General features: G+C 58.9%; 11 protein-coding genes. 7 read left to right on the top strand and 4 right to left on the bottom strand.

Annotated features, from left to right (window positions below; genetic code table 11):
- Positions 1–138 precede the first annotated feature (138 nt).
- The 4 genes from H9I52_RS09255 (at position 139) to H9I52_RS09240 (ending at position 6,490) form a co-directional block, all read left to right on the top strand.
- Positions 139–3,570, top strand: a complete 3,432-nt coding sequence (locus H9I52_RS09255; protein ID WP_187453625.1) for a CHAT domain-containing protein — start codon at positions 139–141, stop codon at positions 3,568–3,570.
- A gap of 319 nt (positions 3,571–3,889) precedes the next feature.
- Positions 3,890–4,465, top strand: coding sequence for an RNA polymerase sigma factor (locus H9I52_RS09250; protein ID WP_139517111.1), 576 nt, complete (start codon positions 3,890–3,892; stop codon positions 4,463–4,465).
- Positions 4,446–5,318, top strand: coding sequence for a hypothetical protein (locus H9I52_RS09245; protein WP_187453624.1), 873 nt, complete (start codon positions 4,446–4,448; stop codon positions 5,316–5,318). Before H9I52_RS09250 ends, H9I52_RS09245 begins: the two co-directional genes overlap by 20 nt.
- A gap of 29 nt (positions 5,319–5,347) precedes the next feature.
- Positions 5,348–6,490, top strand: a complete 1,143-nt coding sequence (locus tag H9I52_RS09240) for an outer membrane beta-barrel protein (RefSeq protein WP_187453623.1) — start codon at positions 5,348–5,350, stop codon at positions 6,488–6,490.
- Positions 6,491–6,592: 102 nt separating this feature from the next.
- Here H9I52_RS09240 and H9I52_RS09235 read toward each other — a convergent pair whose 3' ends face one another.
- On the bottom strand, positions 6,593–7,336 hold the full coding sequence (locus H9I52_RS09235; RefSeq protein ID WP_187453622.1) for a TrmH family RNA methyltransferase: 744 nt from the start codon (positions 7,334–7,336) through the stop codon (positions 6,593–6,595).
- A gap of 14 nt (positions 7,337–7,350) precedes the next feature.
- Here H9I52_RS09235 and H9I52_RS09230 point away from each other — a divergent pair, with 14 nt between their 5' ends.
- The gene (locus H9I52_RS09230; protein ID WP_222940443.1) at positions 7,351–9,849 is read left to right on the top strand and encodes a BamA/TamA family outer membrane protein; all 2,499 of its coding nucleotides are present in this window, start codon (positions 7,351–7,353) and stop codon (positions 9,847–9,849) included.
- Positions 9,850–9,933: 84 nt separating this feature from the next.
- Here the strand turns inward: H9I52_RS09230 and H9I52_RS09225 are convergent, their stop codons facing one another.
- A complete protein-coding gene (locus H9I52_RS09225; protein ID WP_187453620.1) occupies positions 9,934–12,060 on the bottom strand; it encodes a thiamine pyrophosphate-dependent enzyme in 2,127 nt (708 codons plus the stop codon).
- 216 nt (positions 12,061–12,276) lie between these two features.
- Between H9I52_RS09225 and hemF the strand changes: the two genes are divergently transcribed.
- Both hemF and H9I52_RS09215 read left to right on the top strand, forming a co-directional pair.
- Complete coding sequence (gene hemF / locus H9I52_RS09220; protein ID WP_187453619.1) at positions 12,277–13,254, top strand: oxygen-dependent coproporphyrinogen oxidase; 978 nt, start codon at positions 12,277–12,279, stop codon at positions 13,252–13,254.
- On the top strand, positions 13,238–13,816 hold the full coding sequence (locus H9I52_RS09215) for a phosphatase PAP2 family protein (protein ID WP_187453618.1): 579 nt from the start codon (positions 13,238–13,240) through the stop codon (positions 13,814–13,816). The genes hemF and H9I52_RS09215 overlap by 17 nt, the downstream gene beginning before the upstream one ends.
- Positions 13,817–13,979: 163 nt before the next feature.
- On the opposite strand, the gene H9I52_RS09210 is transcribed toward H9I52_RS09215, so the two are convergent.
- Entirely contained in the window at positions 13,980–14,570 is a 591-nt protein-coding gene (locus tag H9I52_RS09210; RefSeq protein ID WP_187453617.1) for a riboflavin synthase, read from the bottom strand.
- 103 nt (positions 14,571–14,673) lie between these two features.
- Positions 14,674–16,092, bottom strand: coding sequence for a sugar transferase (locus H9I52_RS09205; RefSeq protein WP_230471189.1), 1,419 nt, complete (start codon positions 16,090–16,092; stop codon positions 14,674–14,676).
- Positions 16,093–16,173 lie beyond the last annotated feature (81 nt).

Below are 16,173 nucleotides of genomic sequence, written 5' to 3'. Positions count from 1 at the left end.
TAATCAATATTTTATAAATTATTCATTCGTATTATTATTTATAATTTATTCCCAGACGATTTCCAGGTCCACAACCAGCTAAGGCGATGAGTTGCGGGCCTGGAAATCGTTGTAACTGCCGACGAAGCCGGTCTTCCTATGTCGAAAAGCAATGGCGCAGCCCCCGATGGTCCGCAAGAGGCGGCCTTGCCGCGGCGGCGCGTGCGGGCCACGCAGCGCAAGCCCAAACCCGTTCGCCCCGACGCGAAGGCCGAAGTAGGAGCGCCGCCCGCTGATCCGCCCTTCACCGTGCCCGCTTTGCTGAGCCAGGCCGTAACCGTGGAAACGCCCCTGCCGCCGCCCTTGCCGGCGCATCTGCCCCCGCCCGTTACCGCCGACCCGGCCGCCGTGGCCCGCATTGCCAGTCTGAGCTGGGCTGCGCTGCAAAAAGAGCTGCTGCTGCCGGCCGAACCCGACTCGCCCAAGGAACTGGCTTTGCAAGCGTATTTCGGCGAAACGGAGCTTTTCAGCCTGCGCGAGCTAGCCGGCGGCATCCGTGCCATCACCCCCGTAGGCAGTCCCGGCAAAGCCTTGGCCGACGTCATTTTTCTGCCAGGCATCATGGGTTCGGGCCTGAGCCTGACCCACCGGGGAAAAACCCAGCCGTTCTGGATCAATCTGTTGCGCATTGCCAGCGAAGGCATTGGCAGTTTGCAGCTTCCCTCAACGGGCGACGAGGTAGCGGCCACCGACCCCGACCACCGGACGTACTCGCGCACGCTGCTGGCTTTATCAGCCAACTGGAATATGCACCCGTTTGGCTACGATTGGCGCAAAGATCTGGGCGAAGCCGCCGACCGGCTGGCCCACTACATCGAGCGGCGCCTCGCCGACCGGCCCGTGCACATCGTGGCCCATTCGATGGGCGGGCTGGTGGCCCGGCTGTTTATTGCCCGTTACCCCAAGCTCTGGGACGCCATGCGTGGCCCCGACGGCGACGGCGGCAAGCTCATCATGCTGGGCACCCCTAATTATGGCTCTTACGCGATGGTGCAGGTGCTTACGGGGGCCGAAAAACTGGTGCGGTGGCTCGCCAAGCTCGATCTGCGCAACAGCCTGCCGGAGGTGGTCAAGATTCTGAACACCTTCGAGGCCACCTACCAGATGCTGCCGGCCCCCGAAAAGCTCGCGCCCGAACTGGCAGCGCTTTACCAGTCAGGCACGTGGGGCGAATTTCCGGTGCTGGCTTCGCACCTGGATAAGGCCCAGAATTTTCACCGCGAGCTGGCCGCCGCCAGCGCCACCATCGACCCCGAACGCATGGTGTACATCGCGGGCTGCAACCGGCGCACGCTCTATAAGCTCGACATTGTGGCGCCCGGCGAATTTCGCTACCACGAAACCCTCGAAGGCGACGGCCGCGTCCCGTTTTCGCTGGGCCTGCTGCCCGACGTTACGACGTATTACGTCGACGAAGACCACGGCAGCCTCCCCACCAACCGATTGGTAATCAAGGCTATACACGAGCTGCTGGTACACAACCGAACCTCGGCTTTGCCCCAGCACCCCGTCATTACGCGCAGCATTACCGCGCGCGACGGCTATTGGCACCGGCCCATCGGCGAAGATCTGGTGGGCACCAAACTGGAAAACCTGGCGAAACGGGTGAAGTCGGGCGTCAAGCTGCCCGAAGAAATTGCCGAGCAGCAAGCCGCCGAAGAAGCCCTGTTGCGGGCTGCCCTCGGCGAAGAGTGCCCTACGCGCCGCCTCGACTCGCTCCGCGACCAGCCCACCACCCGCAGCCAGAACCCGTGGCCGCTAACCGTGGCGCTGGTCTACCAGAAAGTAACGGAGGTAGCCACGCCGGTGCTGGTGATGGGCACCTACCGGGGCGCCCCGGCCACGCGCCGCCTCGCCCAAGTCGACGAAGCTCTCGAATACTGGATTAGTCAGGCCAACGACCACGCCATGCTGGGCGGTGAGCTGGGCCAAATCTCCTTTATACCAGCCCGTTACAAGCGCAAGCTCAAGGCCAAGGCCGTGCTGCTGGTGAGCATGGGCGAAGAAGGCCGCTTCACCCACCACGACCTGCGCTACCTCATGAACAACGTGGCCACGGCGGTGTCGTCGTTGGGGTACCCGCGCTTTGCCTCCGTAGTGCTGGGCACCAAAGCCGGCACCATGAGCGAAGAGCGGGCCTTGCTGAGCTTGCTGCAAGGGGTGTGCGACGCCATGCAGAATCCGTCGGAGGTAATGCCGGCCAGAGAAGCTAACCGTGTATCGCATCTGACCCTGATCGCGCGCGATGAAAAGCAATTTGCCGACCTGAGCGTGATTCTGGAAAACGTGGAGCACAGCAAACTCATTGACGGACTGGATGTTACGTTTAAACCCGAAAACTTCACCACGCCGCCCACGCCCGCACCCGATGCCATTGGCAAATCGTCGCCCAAAGGCGTCATCAACTTGCCTTCCGACGAAGCCGGACCGCGCATTACCATCGAGCGCGACGGCTCGCGGTTTCGGTTTTCGGCCTTGGTGAAGGGTGCCGTAATTCCGGTGCGCGAAGTGGATGTGCAGGCCTTTTTCCCAAACAGCCTGTCGGGGCGGCTCATGGACTCGGTGACGCGCGAAGAGCAGGAAACCTACGGCCAGCTGCTGACGACGACGCTGTTTCCCATTGATTTTCAAGAGCTTCTTGCTGAGCCACTTACGTTTATCCTGGACCGCGAAACGGCAGGCTTGCCTTGGGAAATGGCCTGCTTTACGCACGAGCGGCGGCCGGGAACGCAATACTTCGGACCGCAGCTGCTGCTTACGCGCCAGTTCCGGACCATGCTCTCGCCGAGGCCCGGCCTGCCCCCGCCCCGCAACCAGGATTTGCGCGTGCTGATCATTGCCGACCCTGCTCCCGAGCCCGAATATCAGCTGCCGGGCGCCCGCCGCGAAGGCCGCGCCGTGGTGCAGATGCTCAGCCGCATCAAGCAGTATTCGGGCCTCGACATCGACGTGGTGGAGCGCATCGGCGACGCCGAGTGCGACCCGCTCGAAATTCTGGCCCTGATTCTCAACGGCAACTTCGACGTGGTGCACTTCGCCGGCCACGGCGTTTTCAATGCCGACCACCCATCGTGCGGTGGCTGGGTATTTGGGAAAGACCGGTTTCTGTCGGCCCGCGAGATTTTTCAGGCCCGGCAAGTGCCGCGGCTGGTGTTTGCTAACGCTTGTTTTTCGGCCGAAATCAACCAAGGCCCGGCCCTGACGGCCGAGGAGCTGAACCGCAACCTGGCCGGCATCGCCGAAGCCTTTTTCGAGCGCGGCGTGCGCAACTACCTCGGCACCGGCTGGCCCGTCAACGATGCCCAGGCCGAAGAGTTTGCCACCGAATTCTACGCCCAGGCCCTACTGGGCTTGGCCGCCGACAAAATCACGGAGCTTTCCCACCTCGGCGAAACCGGCGAGGCCAATCCACGACCGTTGGGCTATGCCATCGCTGAAGGCCGCAACCGCATCGCACACCGCGGCGGCTCGACGTGGGGCGCCTACCAGCACTACGGCCAGGCCAACGACGTGTTATTGTCGTTGTCGTAGCAAGTTGCTCGGCTCCGTTACGGCTCCTGTACTGGCTATGCGTAGCTGGTGCAGGAGCCGTTTTTGTGCCTGGCACCATCGCCGATTCCCCATCTGACGCTTCTGGCAGCGGATCGCAATCGTTTAACGGAGCGCAAATGGGCGGCTACGAAGAATAGAAGTCAAATATTTGTAAAAACACAAATTATTGATTATCAATATATTATAAAATTGCACGCGCCACTCTATGCTTTTTTCTGATCTTCAGGCAACGGTCATGCAACCAGACCCATCTACCCCATCAAAGAGCCTGCTATAGTTCCTTTTTACTTTCGCCACCGTGACCGACGCCGATCTCATAGCCGCTTGCCGCCAAGGCAGCAGCCGGGCCCAAAAGCTGCTCTATGAGCGCTTTGCGGGCATGATGCTGGGCGTGTGCATTCGGTACCTACGCCACCGCGAAGACGCCGAAGAGGTCATGCTCATGGGCTTCGTGAAGGTGTTTCGGGCCTTGGACCAGTACCGGCACGAAGGCAGCTTCGAAGGCTGGATTCGCCGGATCATGGTCAACGAAGCCCTGGGCCAATTGCGCCGCAAAGAGCCGCTGCACCTAGCCATCGACGACTATTCGGCCGATGTAGCCGTAACCGCTGCCGATGCCGAGTCGCAGCTAAACGAAGCGGACCTGCTGGGGCTCTTGGCCGAACTGCCCGCCGGTTACCGTACGGTGTTCAACCTGTACGCGCTGGAAGGCTATTCGCACCCCGAAATCGGTGAGTTGCTGGGCATCTCGGAAGGGACCAGCAAATCACAGCTCAGCAAGGCACGGGCCATGCTCCAGCGCCGTTTGGCCGCCGCAAGCGCGTCGGCTTCCAACTCTTCACCGAAAGAATATTATGCAACCGGAAGATATTGATAAGCTGTTCCGGGATCGGCTCCAGGGCCACGCGCCCACGCCGCCCGCCTACCTCTGGGATCAGCTGGAAGCCGAGCTGAAACCCGCCGCCAAAAAGCGGCCCGTACTATGGCTTTACGCTGCGGCAGCCGCTATAGCGCTGCTGCTCGTGGCGGGCTATGGCCTGCTGATGCGTGGCCCTGCAACCAACTCACCCATAGGCACTTTGGCCACTACCAAGCGGGCTGCGCAAGCCCCCACCAGCACTCCCGACAACCTTACTACCTCTTCTTCCAACACGCAGGCAACCCCCACTCCACAAGCTGCATCTAGTCCATCAGAAGCAGGTTCGGAAGCGCTAGTCGCCACCACTCCGGCTTCGGTTGCTCCTTCAGAGTCGGCGCCGGCGGTGCACACGGCCCGCCCTGTAGGGCAGCAACCCGCCGCCCGCCGCTCCGTTGCCTTGGCTCACGCCACCCGGCCTACATCTGCTAAGAAACTGAATACCAACGCGCCCGCCCAAGCCGTTGCCGTGAACACCCCCGCGCCAGCGCGTCCGGAGCGCCCGGCCGTGGAGCCCACGGCAACTCCCGAAGCTGCGCAACCCACCGCACCGGCCCTCGTTGCTGCGGCCGCGCCAACCGGCCCGATTGTGGTGGAAGTACGCCGTGGCGATGCCAAAACGCCCGGTGCCTCGGCCTACGCGGCCAACGATACGGGCCGCCGGCCCCGCCTGGGGAACTTGCTCCTGAAAGCCGGCAAAAAAGTAGGCAACGCGGTCCTCGACGGCCGGCAGATCAACCTGCCCAAAGTGGAACTACCTGAAGTCGTGACGGCGCAGGTAGAATCCTGGACCAACACCGCCCATCCTTAGTCTTGCACGCTCCTTTTTCTTCCTTCGTTATGAAACGTCTCTTCTCGCTGCTGGCCATCCTGTTGCTGTCAGCCCTGGCTGTTCCTGCCCTCGTGCACGCCAACAACCGCCCTGCCAAATTCGACACGATCGTCGTAAAAATGCCCAACCAGGCGACCTTGACGCTGTTTGTCAAGGACAAAGCCCAACTCCGACAAATGCGCGCCTACAAGCTCGATTCGCTGATGGTGATGCTCGACAAGTACATCACGCAAGCCGAAGTCGCCAGCAAAAACTCCAAGGATGAGCAGGTTACGATGGAATTCTACCCGGCCAAAGACAACCCCGGTAAAGCCGTACCCGAACAAATCCGCGTGACGGTTCACAACCGCCAGAAATCGGGCGACCACGTTGAAGTGCGGCTCGGTCCGAGCTTCGGCATGGTCATCGACGACAACGACAACGATGACAACGTGAACATCCACATCGGCCGCACCGAAAGCACGGAAAACAAAGATTCGCTGCGCAAGGTGAAATCGGAAGAACACTTCAACCGCGCCTACCACAGCACCTTCACGATGGATCTGGGCCTCAATGCCTTGGTCAACCGCAAGCCGCAGCTCGATGCTCTGGGCCAGGAACAAACCTACGACTTGCGCCCTCTGGGCTCGCGCTACATCAGCTTTCAGTGGCGCCAATCGTTGCGGTTGGGAGCCAAAGGCAGCCCGCTGTACCTGGTTTCCGGCCCCGAACTGGCCTTTAACAACTACATGTTCGACAACAACCGACAGATTGTTTTGACCGATACCCGCACCGAGATCACGACGGTGACCACGCCCGCCAACCGCAACCTCGAAAAGAGCAAGCTGGCCACCACCACGATCAACCTGCCCCTGATGGCGCAGCTCTATTTCCGCGATCAGAAAGGCCATGATGCCTTCCGGATTGCTGCTGGTGGCTTTGCCGGTTACCGCCTGAGCAGCCACACCAAGCTGAAATACCAGGAGGACGGCGATACCAAAAAAGATAAGGTTCGGGGCAACTACAACCTCGAAGACTTTCAGTACGGTCTGCAAGGCATGATCGGCATCCGCGGCCTTGACTTCTTTGTGAAGTATAACCTCAACGAGCTGTTCAAAGACAGCCGCGGCCCTCAGGCTCAGACGCTTAGCTTCGGCATCACGTTCTTGTAAGCCGCCTCAACTCACCGAACGGAGCAATACTTCGTTGCACAAAAAAGGCCCGCTGAATCGCTTCAGCGGGCCTTTTTTTATAACTGCATATGCATCAATTACTTACATATGACGGTAAAAATTATCCAGCAAAATGGCTGCCGACACGGCCACGTTCAGGCTCTCGGCCCCGCCCACGCCGGGGATGTGCAGGCGGCGCGTGAGGTGCGCTTCTACCTCCGGACGCATGCCATGCGACTCGCTGCCCATGATGAGCACACCATTTGGGCTGAGGTTTAACTTGTGCACGTTATCTCCTTCTAAATCAGCACCGTATACTGCTACGTCTTTTGGAAGCGATGCCAGCCAATCGGGCAATTCGCGCTGCCAGATCGGGACGCGCGTAAACGACCCCATGGTCGCGGCCACCGTTTTGGGCGCCCACGGATCGGCGCAGGTATCGGAGCACACCACGCCTTGCAGGCCGTACCAATCGGCCAGCCGAATGAGCGTGCCGAGGTTGCCGGGGTCGCGCACTTGGTCGAGGGCCAGCAGCAGGCCGTGGGTGGTGGGCCGCAAAGGAGGCTCTTCGGGCAGCCTTGCAACGGCCAACGCCGTATTGTTGGTCGAAAGCGTGCCCAGGCGCGTAAGTTCTTCTTCTGACACGACCTCAAGGGGAATGGAAGCCGGCACGGACGGAATTTTTGCAGCAAACTCCGCTGTCAGGAACAACCGTTCGGTCAGAAGTCCAGAACTTAGCAGCTCTTGCACGCTTTTGCCGCCTTCCACCAGGAAAGCGCCGTGCCGGAGCCTAAACTTCTTCAGGTGCAGCGCGTGCACGTATTTCGCTACTGCTTTTGAAACCATATTCGCTGCTAACTATGCCCTTCAAGCGGGCCACTTCGAAGACTAGGATATTGGCGGTCTGGCTGTTGGGGCTGGCACAGGTAATGGGCTGCTCGCCCACGAAGCTGCTGGCGCCCAAGCAGAACCTGCTCACCCGCATCAAGCTGGAAGGCGTGAAGCAGGCCGATGCCGAACGCATCCTGACGCTGTACCAGCAAAAACCCAACTCGCGGTTTCCGCTGCCAAAGCTAGCAATCTACCAGTTGGGCTACAGCTTTTATCATCCCGAAAAGATCCAGCAGCAGCTGGATGCCGAGCGCACCAAATGGAACGAGCGCATCCAGGCGGCCCGCCCCGATTCGGTGAAGATAGGCAAGCTGGTCAGCAAGCGCGAGCGCCACACCCAGCGCCACCAGCTGGCCCTCGAAAAAGGCAATACTATTATGCGTTTGGGCGAAGCGCCGGTCATCTACGACTCGCTGCTGACCCAACGCACCACGGAAGAAATCGCGACGTTCCTGAAATCCAAGGGCTTCTTCCGCAGCGCCGTCACTTCGACCGACACTGTAGAAGACCGGCGCGTAACGGTCACGTACCGCGTTGCCGAAAACGTACCCTTTCATTATTCGCAGCTCGATTACGAAATCCCCGACACGGCCGTCGCGCGTCGAGTGTTGGCCAGCCAGCCGAGCTCGCTGCTGCACGTCGGCAACCAATACGACGAAGAAGTCATTGACCAAGAGCGCTCCCGCATCGAAACGCTGCTCAAAAACGCGGGCTATTTCGACTTTCGTCAGCAGTACATCACGCTCGAAGCCGATACCAGCTTCGCACCGACTACGGTGCGCCTGCGCACCCTGATTGCCAATCCGCCGGGTCAGGGCCGCTTGCACCGCGTGTACACCATCCGAAAGGTGAATTTTCTGACCGATGCAGGCGTGGTTCGCTTTGGCCAGGTCCGCGATTCGGTGGTGCGCGACTCGGTGTATTATCTGGCTTTCAAGCACAAGTTCAGCACCAAAGTTCTCGACCAGAAGCTGGCCGTACGTCCCGGCGAAACCTACAGCTTGGCCAACACCCTGCAAACCCAGCGGCAGCTTGGCCAGCTGGATGTGTTCCGGTTCAATACCGTCAATTACCGCCGAGTGCGCGATGCCGCAGCCCTCGATTCTACCTCCGGCCTACTCGACGCTATCGTAAATGCTTCACCAGCAAAGAAATACCAGGAAACCACCGAATTCGGTGGCACCTACGTCGCGCAGTTGCCCGGCCCTTTTGGCAACGTGCGCCTGAAAATCCGCAACGTATTTGGCGGGGCTGAGCGCCTTGAATTGGGCCTTCGGCTCGGCTTCGAAGGACAATATAGCCGCATCGGTGCCGTGCAAGGCATCACCGATAACTCGGTGTATACCACGCAGGTAGGTGCCAACGCCAACTTGCTGCTGCCCCAGTTTCTGGTGCCGTGGCGCGCCAACCGCTACCTGACGCGCTTCAACCCCCAGACGCGCATCAACACGTCGTACACTTACGTGATTCGGCCCGAGTACACGCGCACGAATCTTGAAGGCACGTACGATTACATCTGGCAGCGTTCCCCGTATCATCAATACGTGCTCACCCCCCTTGATTTGAGCATCGTGAATACCGTGCGCATCGATCCGGTATTTCAAAATGTGCTCGATTCGCTGGCGACCCTGGGGTCGCCGTTGCGGCAGAGCTTCAGCCGCCAGTTCGTGCCCAGCTTTAACGCCACTTCGCTGTATAATTCCAACGATTTCAACGAGACGCGGGATGCGTATTACCTGCGCATGTTTGCCGAGGTCGGCGGGTTGACCAAAGGGCTCTACGAGAATTTCCTGCGGGACAAAACCCGTTTGAGCGTGTACAACTTCGCCAAGTTCAACGCCGATTACAGACGCTATTACAAGCTCTCGGGCAAGACCTATGTTGTGTACCGGCTCAACGGCGGCATTGTCAGTGCGCTGAGCAAAAGCGCCCCCACCGACCGCAACGGGCTGCCGACCGAAGGCGCCTCGGCCTATATTGTGCCCTACGATAAGTACTTTTTTGCGGGTGGCAGCTCCAGCGTACGTGCCTGGAAACCACGGCGTTTGGGTCCCGGCTCGTATACCTCCACCAAGCTATCCGACCCAAAAGATCCCACCAGCCCGGAAGTCCAGAACTTTGACATCGAGCAGCCCGGCGAGGTGCTGTTGGAAGGCAGCGTCGAATACCGCTTTCCGCTGTACAGCTTCATCAACGGGGCGCTGTTTACGGACTTTGGCAACGTGTGGGCTCTGCACAAAGACAACCGCAAAGGTGCTGATTTTCAACTCAATCGCTTTTACCGCGAAATAGCCGTTGGCTCGGGCCTTGGGCTGCGCTTCGACTTCACCTTCCTTATTCTGCGCCTCGACATTGCCACCAAAGTCTACGACCCGACGGCCTTGGGTCGCAACAAATGGCTGATTTCCAACTTCAACTTCGGCAACAACCAAACGGCATTCAACCTCGGCATTGGCTATCCGTTTTGAGTTGAACCAGGCTTGATACAAAAAATACCGCCTGAGCTTCAGGCGGTATTTTTTGTATCTCTTTATCAATCAAGCAGTTGCAAACTAGTACTCCAAGAGCTCTCTTACGGCTGTGGCCACTTTTTCGGCGTTGGGCAGCATTTGCCGTTCCAGTTCGACGTTTAGGGCAATAGCGGGCAGATTGGCGGCTCCCAGTGTGAATACCGGTGCGTCTAGCTGCTGAAAACAAGTGCGCTGAATGCGCCCGGCCAGCGACTCGGCAAAGGAGTTCAGGAGAGGTTCTTCGGTCAAAACCAGCACTTTACCATGTCGGCGGACGGCCGCTTCTACGGCCTCAAAATCCAGTGGGTTAAGTGTGCGCAGGTCGAGAATTTCAACTTGCCCCGGAACCTGGCGGCTGGCGGCTTTCGCCCAATGTACGCCCATGCCATAGGTAATTACCACGCAGGTTTCGCCTTGGGCAAGCTTCTCGGGGTCAGGGTGTTGTGCGATGGCTGCTTTGCCCAACGGAATGACGTAGCCAGCAGCCGGCTCAATGGTTTTGGCATCTTCCGTGCCGGGCACTTTGCTCCAGTACAGGCCCTTGTGCTCCAGCATCACCACGGGGTTCGGATCGAGGAAGGCGGCGCGCATTAAGCCTTTCATGTCGGCGGCGTTGCTGGGGTACACCACTTTAATGCCGCGGATGGTTAGCAACGTGCTTTCAATCGAGCCCGAATGGTACGGGCCACCGCCGCCGTAAGCGCCAATTGGCACCCGGATCAGCGACTGCACCGGAAATTTGCCGTTGGTCAGGTAGCACGACTTCGACAGCTCCTCGACTAACTGATTGAGGCTGGGCCAGATATAATCGGCAAACTGAATTTCTACGATGGCCTTCGCGCCCACCGCCGACATGCCGGCCGTGCTGCCCACGATGTAGGCTTCCTGAATAGGCGTGTTGAACACACGCGCGTCGCCGTATTTTTTGGCCAGCAACGCCGCCTCGCGAAACACGCCGCCCAACTCGCCACCTACGTCCTGTCCGTAGAACAACGCCTCCGGGAATTCGCGCAGAATGTCATCAACGGCGTGCAGGGCCGCGTCTACCAGCGTGGTCTTGGGTGCCCCAGCCGGGGCTCGCTCGCCCGCTTCTTCGGTCACGAAAGGCGGAGCAAACTCATGGTCGGCGAAGGTGGAGGGTTCAGGATCAGGAGCCGTCAGCGCACGCTCGTAATCGCTTTTAACCAAGCTAATAGCTTCATCGCCAATCTGTTGCAACTCTTCTTCGGAAGCCACACCTTGGTCGAGAAGCTGCCGGTGAAAGCGCGGCAACGGATCGTTGGGGGTGTGTTGGGCCAGGTTATCGCCGCGGTACCATTCGCGGCGTACCCCACTGGTGTGGTGGCCCAACAACGGACATTTGGCATGCACCAACACCGGCCGACGCGTGCGGCGCACGTAGTCGAACGCATCGGCCATACCGGCGTACGAGGCCCCAAAATCGGCGCCATCTACCCGAAGTCGCTCCAGGCCTTTGAAGCCAGCAGCAAACTCGTAGGCGTCCATCGCGCGCATTTCACGGCTGGTAGCCGAGATGCCCCAGTCGTTGTCCTGCACCAGATAAATAATGGGCAACTGATGCAGCACGGCCATTTGCAGGGCTTCCGAAACTTCCCCTTCCGTCATGGCGCCGTCGCCGATGGAGCACACCACAACCGGTTGCTGATCAGCTGTTTGCAAAAGGCCCTGTCCTTCCAGATAATGCAACCCGTGGGCCATGCCGGTGGCCGGAATGGCTTGCATTCCGGTGGCCGAGCTCTGGTGCGGAATCACGGGAAAGCCCTCGCGACGCAGTGAAGGGTGGCTGTAGTATGTGCGGCCGCCGCTAAACGGGTCGTCGCGCTTAGCCATCAGTTGCAGCATCAGTTCATAAGGCGCCAAGCCGAGGCCGAGCAGCATGGCGTCGTCGCGGTAATAAGGCGTTACGTAATCGGTGGGGCGCAAATGAAAGGCAGTAGCCAGCTGAATGGCTTCGTGACCGCGGGCGGTAGCGTGTACGTACTTGGCCGTCACGGCTTTATTCTCTTCGTAAAGGCGCGCCAGCTCGTCGGAGGTGCGCATGAGGCGGTAGGCCCGAAGCAGCGTGGCGCGGTCGGGCGCGTGTGGGCTGTCGGCTACGGGGTGAGCAGCAAACTCGGCTTCAACGCCGGGGGTGGTTGAGTTGGGCATGCGGGGTGGAAATCTTAAACAGCGAAATTACGGCATTGCCAGCAGATGCAACGAATCTGAAGGCCTTAGGTCCGTCCAAGCAACCTTGGTTTGGCACAAATACGTAGCAGGGAAAACAGTATCTTTGCCCATTATTTATCAGCCGCGTCCCTGATTTATATCAGTTTTGATCTGGCAGTGAGGTTCTTACTTCGCCCCACCAAATCATAACTTCTCATGGACGCTCCCCTCACTACCTCTGCTCCTCTGTTGGTACCAACTGCCCCTTCCTCCTTCCGCGAATCTGTAGAACACTGGATGCGCGATTTTCAGCTCCGTTTGTGCGCGCAGCTGGAAGAAACCGACGGGGGCGCCACCTTCCAAACTGATGCTTGGGAGCATCATGCCGGCGGTGGTGGCCGCACCCGCGTCATTCAGAACGGCAACATTCTGGAAAAAGGCGGCGTGGCCTTCTCGGCCGTCTGGGGCGAGATGAGCGCGGCGGCGGCCAAAACCCTGCTGATGCCCGACCCGCGCTTTTTTGCCACGGGCGTTTCGGTAGTGCAGCACCCGCGCAGTCCGCGCCAGCCCATTGCCCACATGAACGTGCGCTACTTCGAAGCCGGCGACGGCCAGGCGTGGTTTGGCGGCGGTCTCGACCTGACGCCTATTTACGTCGACGAGCGGCAGGCACGCCGGTTCCACGAGCGTATTTTTGCAGTGTGCGAGCGCCACAACTCTACCTATTATTCGCGCTTCAAAGCTTGGGCCGACGAATATTTCTACCTGCCGCATCGGCAGGAAACCCGCGGCATCGGCGGCATTTTCTTCGACCGGCTGACAGTAGGCAAAGACGGCGACCGCGACGAGCTTTTTGCCTTCGTGCAGGACGTGGGGGATGTATTTGGCCCGGCGTACACTGAAATTTTGAGCGAAAACCGCGATTTACCTTTCACGGAAGCGCAAAAGCAGTGGCAGCTGATCCGCCGCGGCCGCTACGCCGAATTTAACCTGGCCATTGACCGGGGCACGCGCTTCGGCCTCGAAACCGGGGGGCGCACCGAAAGCATTCTCATGAGCCTGCCGCCCCAGGCCGAATGGTACTACAACCGCCAACCCGAACCCGGCTCGCCCGAAGCTGCCACGCAAGCTTGGCTGCGCAAAGACGTGGATTGGCTCGCCACCCCCGCTCCACTCCTTGATCGAACAGCTTAAATCCCTGGACAACTGGCTGTTACTGGCCATCAACAATCATCACGTTGCCAAACTGGACAGCCTGATGGTGTTCTTTTCTGAACGTACCGTCTGGTTTCCAGCGTATTTTGTCATGCTTATCGCCCTGAGCTACCTATTTCGGCGGCAGGCGTTGCTTTTATTGCCGTTGCTGGGACTGAGTGTGGCCTTGGCCGATGCCGTTTCCAGCCGGATTTTCAAACCGTATTTCGCCCGTCTGCGCCCTTGCCACGATCCGGAGCTGTCGGCGACGCTGAATCTGGTAAACGGCTGCGGCGGGCAGTTTGGCTTTCTTTCCTCGCACGCGGCTAACGCATTCGCCCTCACCGTGTTCCTGTGGATTGTGCTGCCCAAACGGTTTCAAGTGGTCAAATGGCTCACGCTGATCTGGGCCCTGCTCGTGTCGTATAGCCGCATGTACCTCGGCGCCCATTACCCCAGCGACGTGGCAGCCGGTGCCCTGCTGGGTGCGCTTATGGCGTGGGGTTGTGCTACGCTTTACAAGCGAGGCAGTTTGCGCTGGTGGTCGTCTGGCCCAATATAAATGCTTGATTAACAGATATTTACAAAAAGACCTCCTGCGTTTGCAAGAGGCCTTTGTTGTGCTAAATCGGAAGCAAATCAGCTCGTTTCACGCTTCCTTGCCTGATACCTTCGGCTCAGACTGAAGCATTTAACTACAACTTATTTATTATCAAGTGTTTATATTACTTACCCAGCAGCTTCGCGACGTACTTGCCCACAATGTCAAACTCGAGGTTGACGAGCGTACCGGGGTGTAGGTCCTGAAACGTAGTGTGCTCGTAAGTGTACGGGATGATGGCCACCGAAAAACCGTCGTCGGTGCTGTTGAAGCAGGTCAAGCTTGTGCCGTTGATGCAGATCGAGCCTTTTTCTACCGTTACGCGGCCGGGGCCGGGCTCGTGTCGGAAACGGTATAGCCAGCTACCATTTTGATCTTCCACGCTTTCGCAGACAGCCGTCAGGTCGACGTGGCCTTGCACGATGTGGCCGTCGAAGCGGCCGTTGGCGGCCAGGCACCGCTCCAGATTAACGCGTCGGCCGGGCTTCCACTGCCCCAGGTTAGTCTTTTGCAGGGTTTCGTCGATGGCCGTCACGACGTGCGTACCCGCCTGATTATCAACGGCCACCACGGTAAGACACACGCCGTCGTGCGCCACACTCTGGTCAATCTGCAATTCGCTGGCGAAGGGCGACTGCACGATAAAATGACGGTTGGTGCCTTCGGCTTGCACATCGGTGATGGTGCCGAGGGCTTCTATGATTCCAGTGAACACGTTACAAAAACAGGATTAACAATGACCGACCGGCAATGCGCCAGCCGGATTCAGCGGATAAAACAGCGTACGGCGGCAACAGTTTTGGCAGAAAGCCGTGCGCTTATTTCCCGCGGCCTTCGATAATGATTTTCAGGGTGTACAGGAGCACCCGGAAGTCCATGGCCAGGCTCATATTTTCGATGTAGAGAATGTCGAATTTGAGGCGCTCGACCATTTGGCTCACCGTTTCGGCATAGCCATATTTCACTTGCCCGAGGCTGGTGAGCCCCGGCCGCACGCGGCGCAGGTGCCGGTAGTGGGGCGCCACTTCCACAATTTGATCGATGAAAAACTGCCGTTCGGGGCGCGGGCCTACCAAGCTCATGTCGCCCTTGAGCACGTTCCAGAATTGCGGCAACTCATCCAAGCGCACGCGGCGCATAAAGCGGCCCCAGGGCGTAATGCGCGGGTCGTTGTCTGAAGAAAGGGCTGGGCCGAGTTGCTCGGCGTCCACCACCATCGAGCGGAATTTGTAGATGAGAAAAGGCTCGCCGTGCTTGCCGATGCGCTCCTGGCTGTAGAACACGGGCCCCGGCGACGACAGCTTTACCATAACGGCCGTGAACACGTACACGGGCCAGGCCAGCAGCATAAACAAGGCCGACAGCACCACATCGAGGATGCGCTTGGTGACGGCCTGCCACACGGGCAGCAAGTCGTGCTTGATTTCGATGAGCGGCGTCCCGAACAGGTGGTTCACTTTTACCGACCCGAGCAGCATCTGGTACAGGTCGGGCAGAATGCTCACGCGAGCCGGGGTATCTTCCAGCAGTGTCAGGATTTCCTGAATCAGGCGGTGTTCCGAAGGCTCAATGGCGATGACTACCTGCTCAACGTAGAGGTCCCGGATTTGAATGGGTAAGTCTTTGTACGACCCGTGCGCAGGCAGTTCGGCCGCCAGATCGGAGTCCATGGAATCACCCACGGGCGTAAACCCGATCAGCTTCAAACCCAAATGTTTGCTGGTGCGTTTTAACTCATAGAACGTGTCGCGGGCCAGGGCATTCGACCCTACCAATAGCGTATTAAACGAAATTACGCCGCCCCGCACCAGGCGCTGCACGCTTGTTACGGCCCACGTCCGCAGCACGGCCGTGATCAAGAAGTGCAGCAGAAAATACGCTGTAATGGTTTTATAATACAGCTTATAATTACTAATTCCTTGATCGTCAAGCAGTAACGAGAAGAAGATCACTAGTGCTCCTAGCACCGAAACCCGGGCCAACCGAATAATTTCGCCCAGCCGCGATTTGCGAAACACATCTTGGTACTCGCCAATTAAGGCATAGAGGGCCGTCCAGAATCCGGCGATCATGATAGCCGACCCCGACAGGTAAAACAAGGCCCCGCCCGTGAAGTGGTAGCCTTCGTTGATTTCGCGCAACAGGTATTTACGCAGCAAAAAGAAACATACCCACGCCAGCAAGGCGGCCCCAAAATCGGCAGCTATCAGCTTCAGCTTTTGAACGGTGCGAATCAAGGGTGTGAGGGAGAAGCCGGTCGGGTGGGTTATGTTCGTTCGAAATGGTAGTTTCGCAGCGGAAACGCTGCTAAAAGCCTG

Source organism: Hymenobacter sp. BT491, assembly GCF_014349165.1.
Classification (GTDB): domain Bacteria; phylum Bacteroidota; class Bacteroidia; order Cytophagales; family Hymenobacteraceae; genus Hymenobacter; species Hymenobacter jejuensis.
Note: the sequence above shows the minus strand (reverse complement) of the source record. Positions and strands in the feature narration are given on the sequence as shown.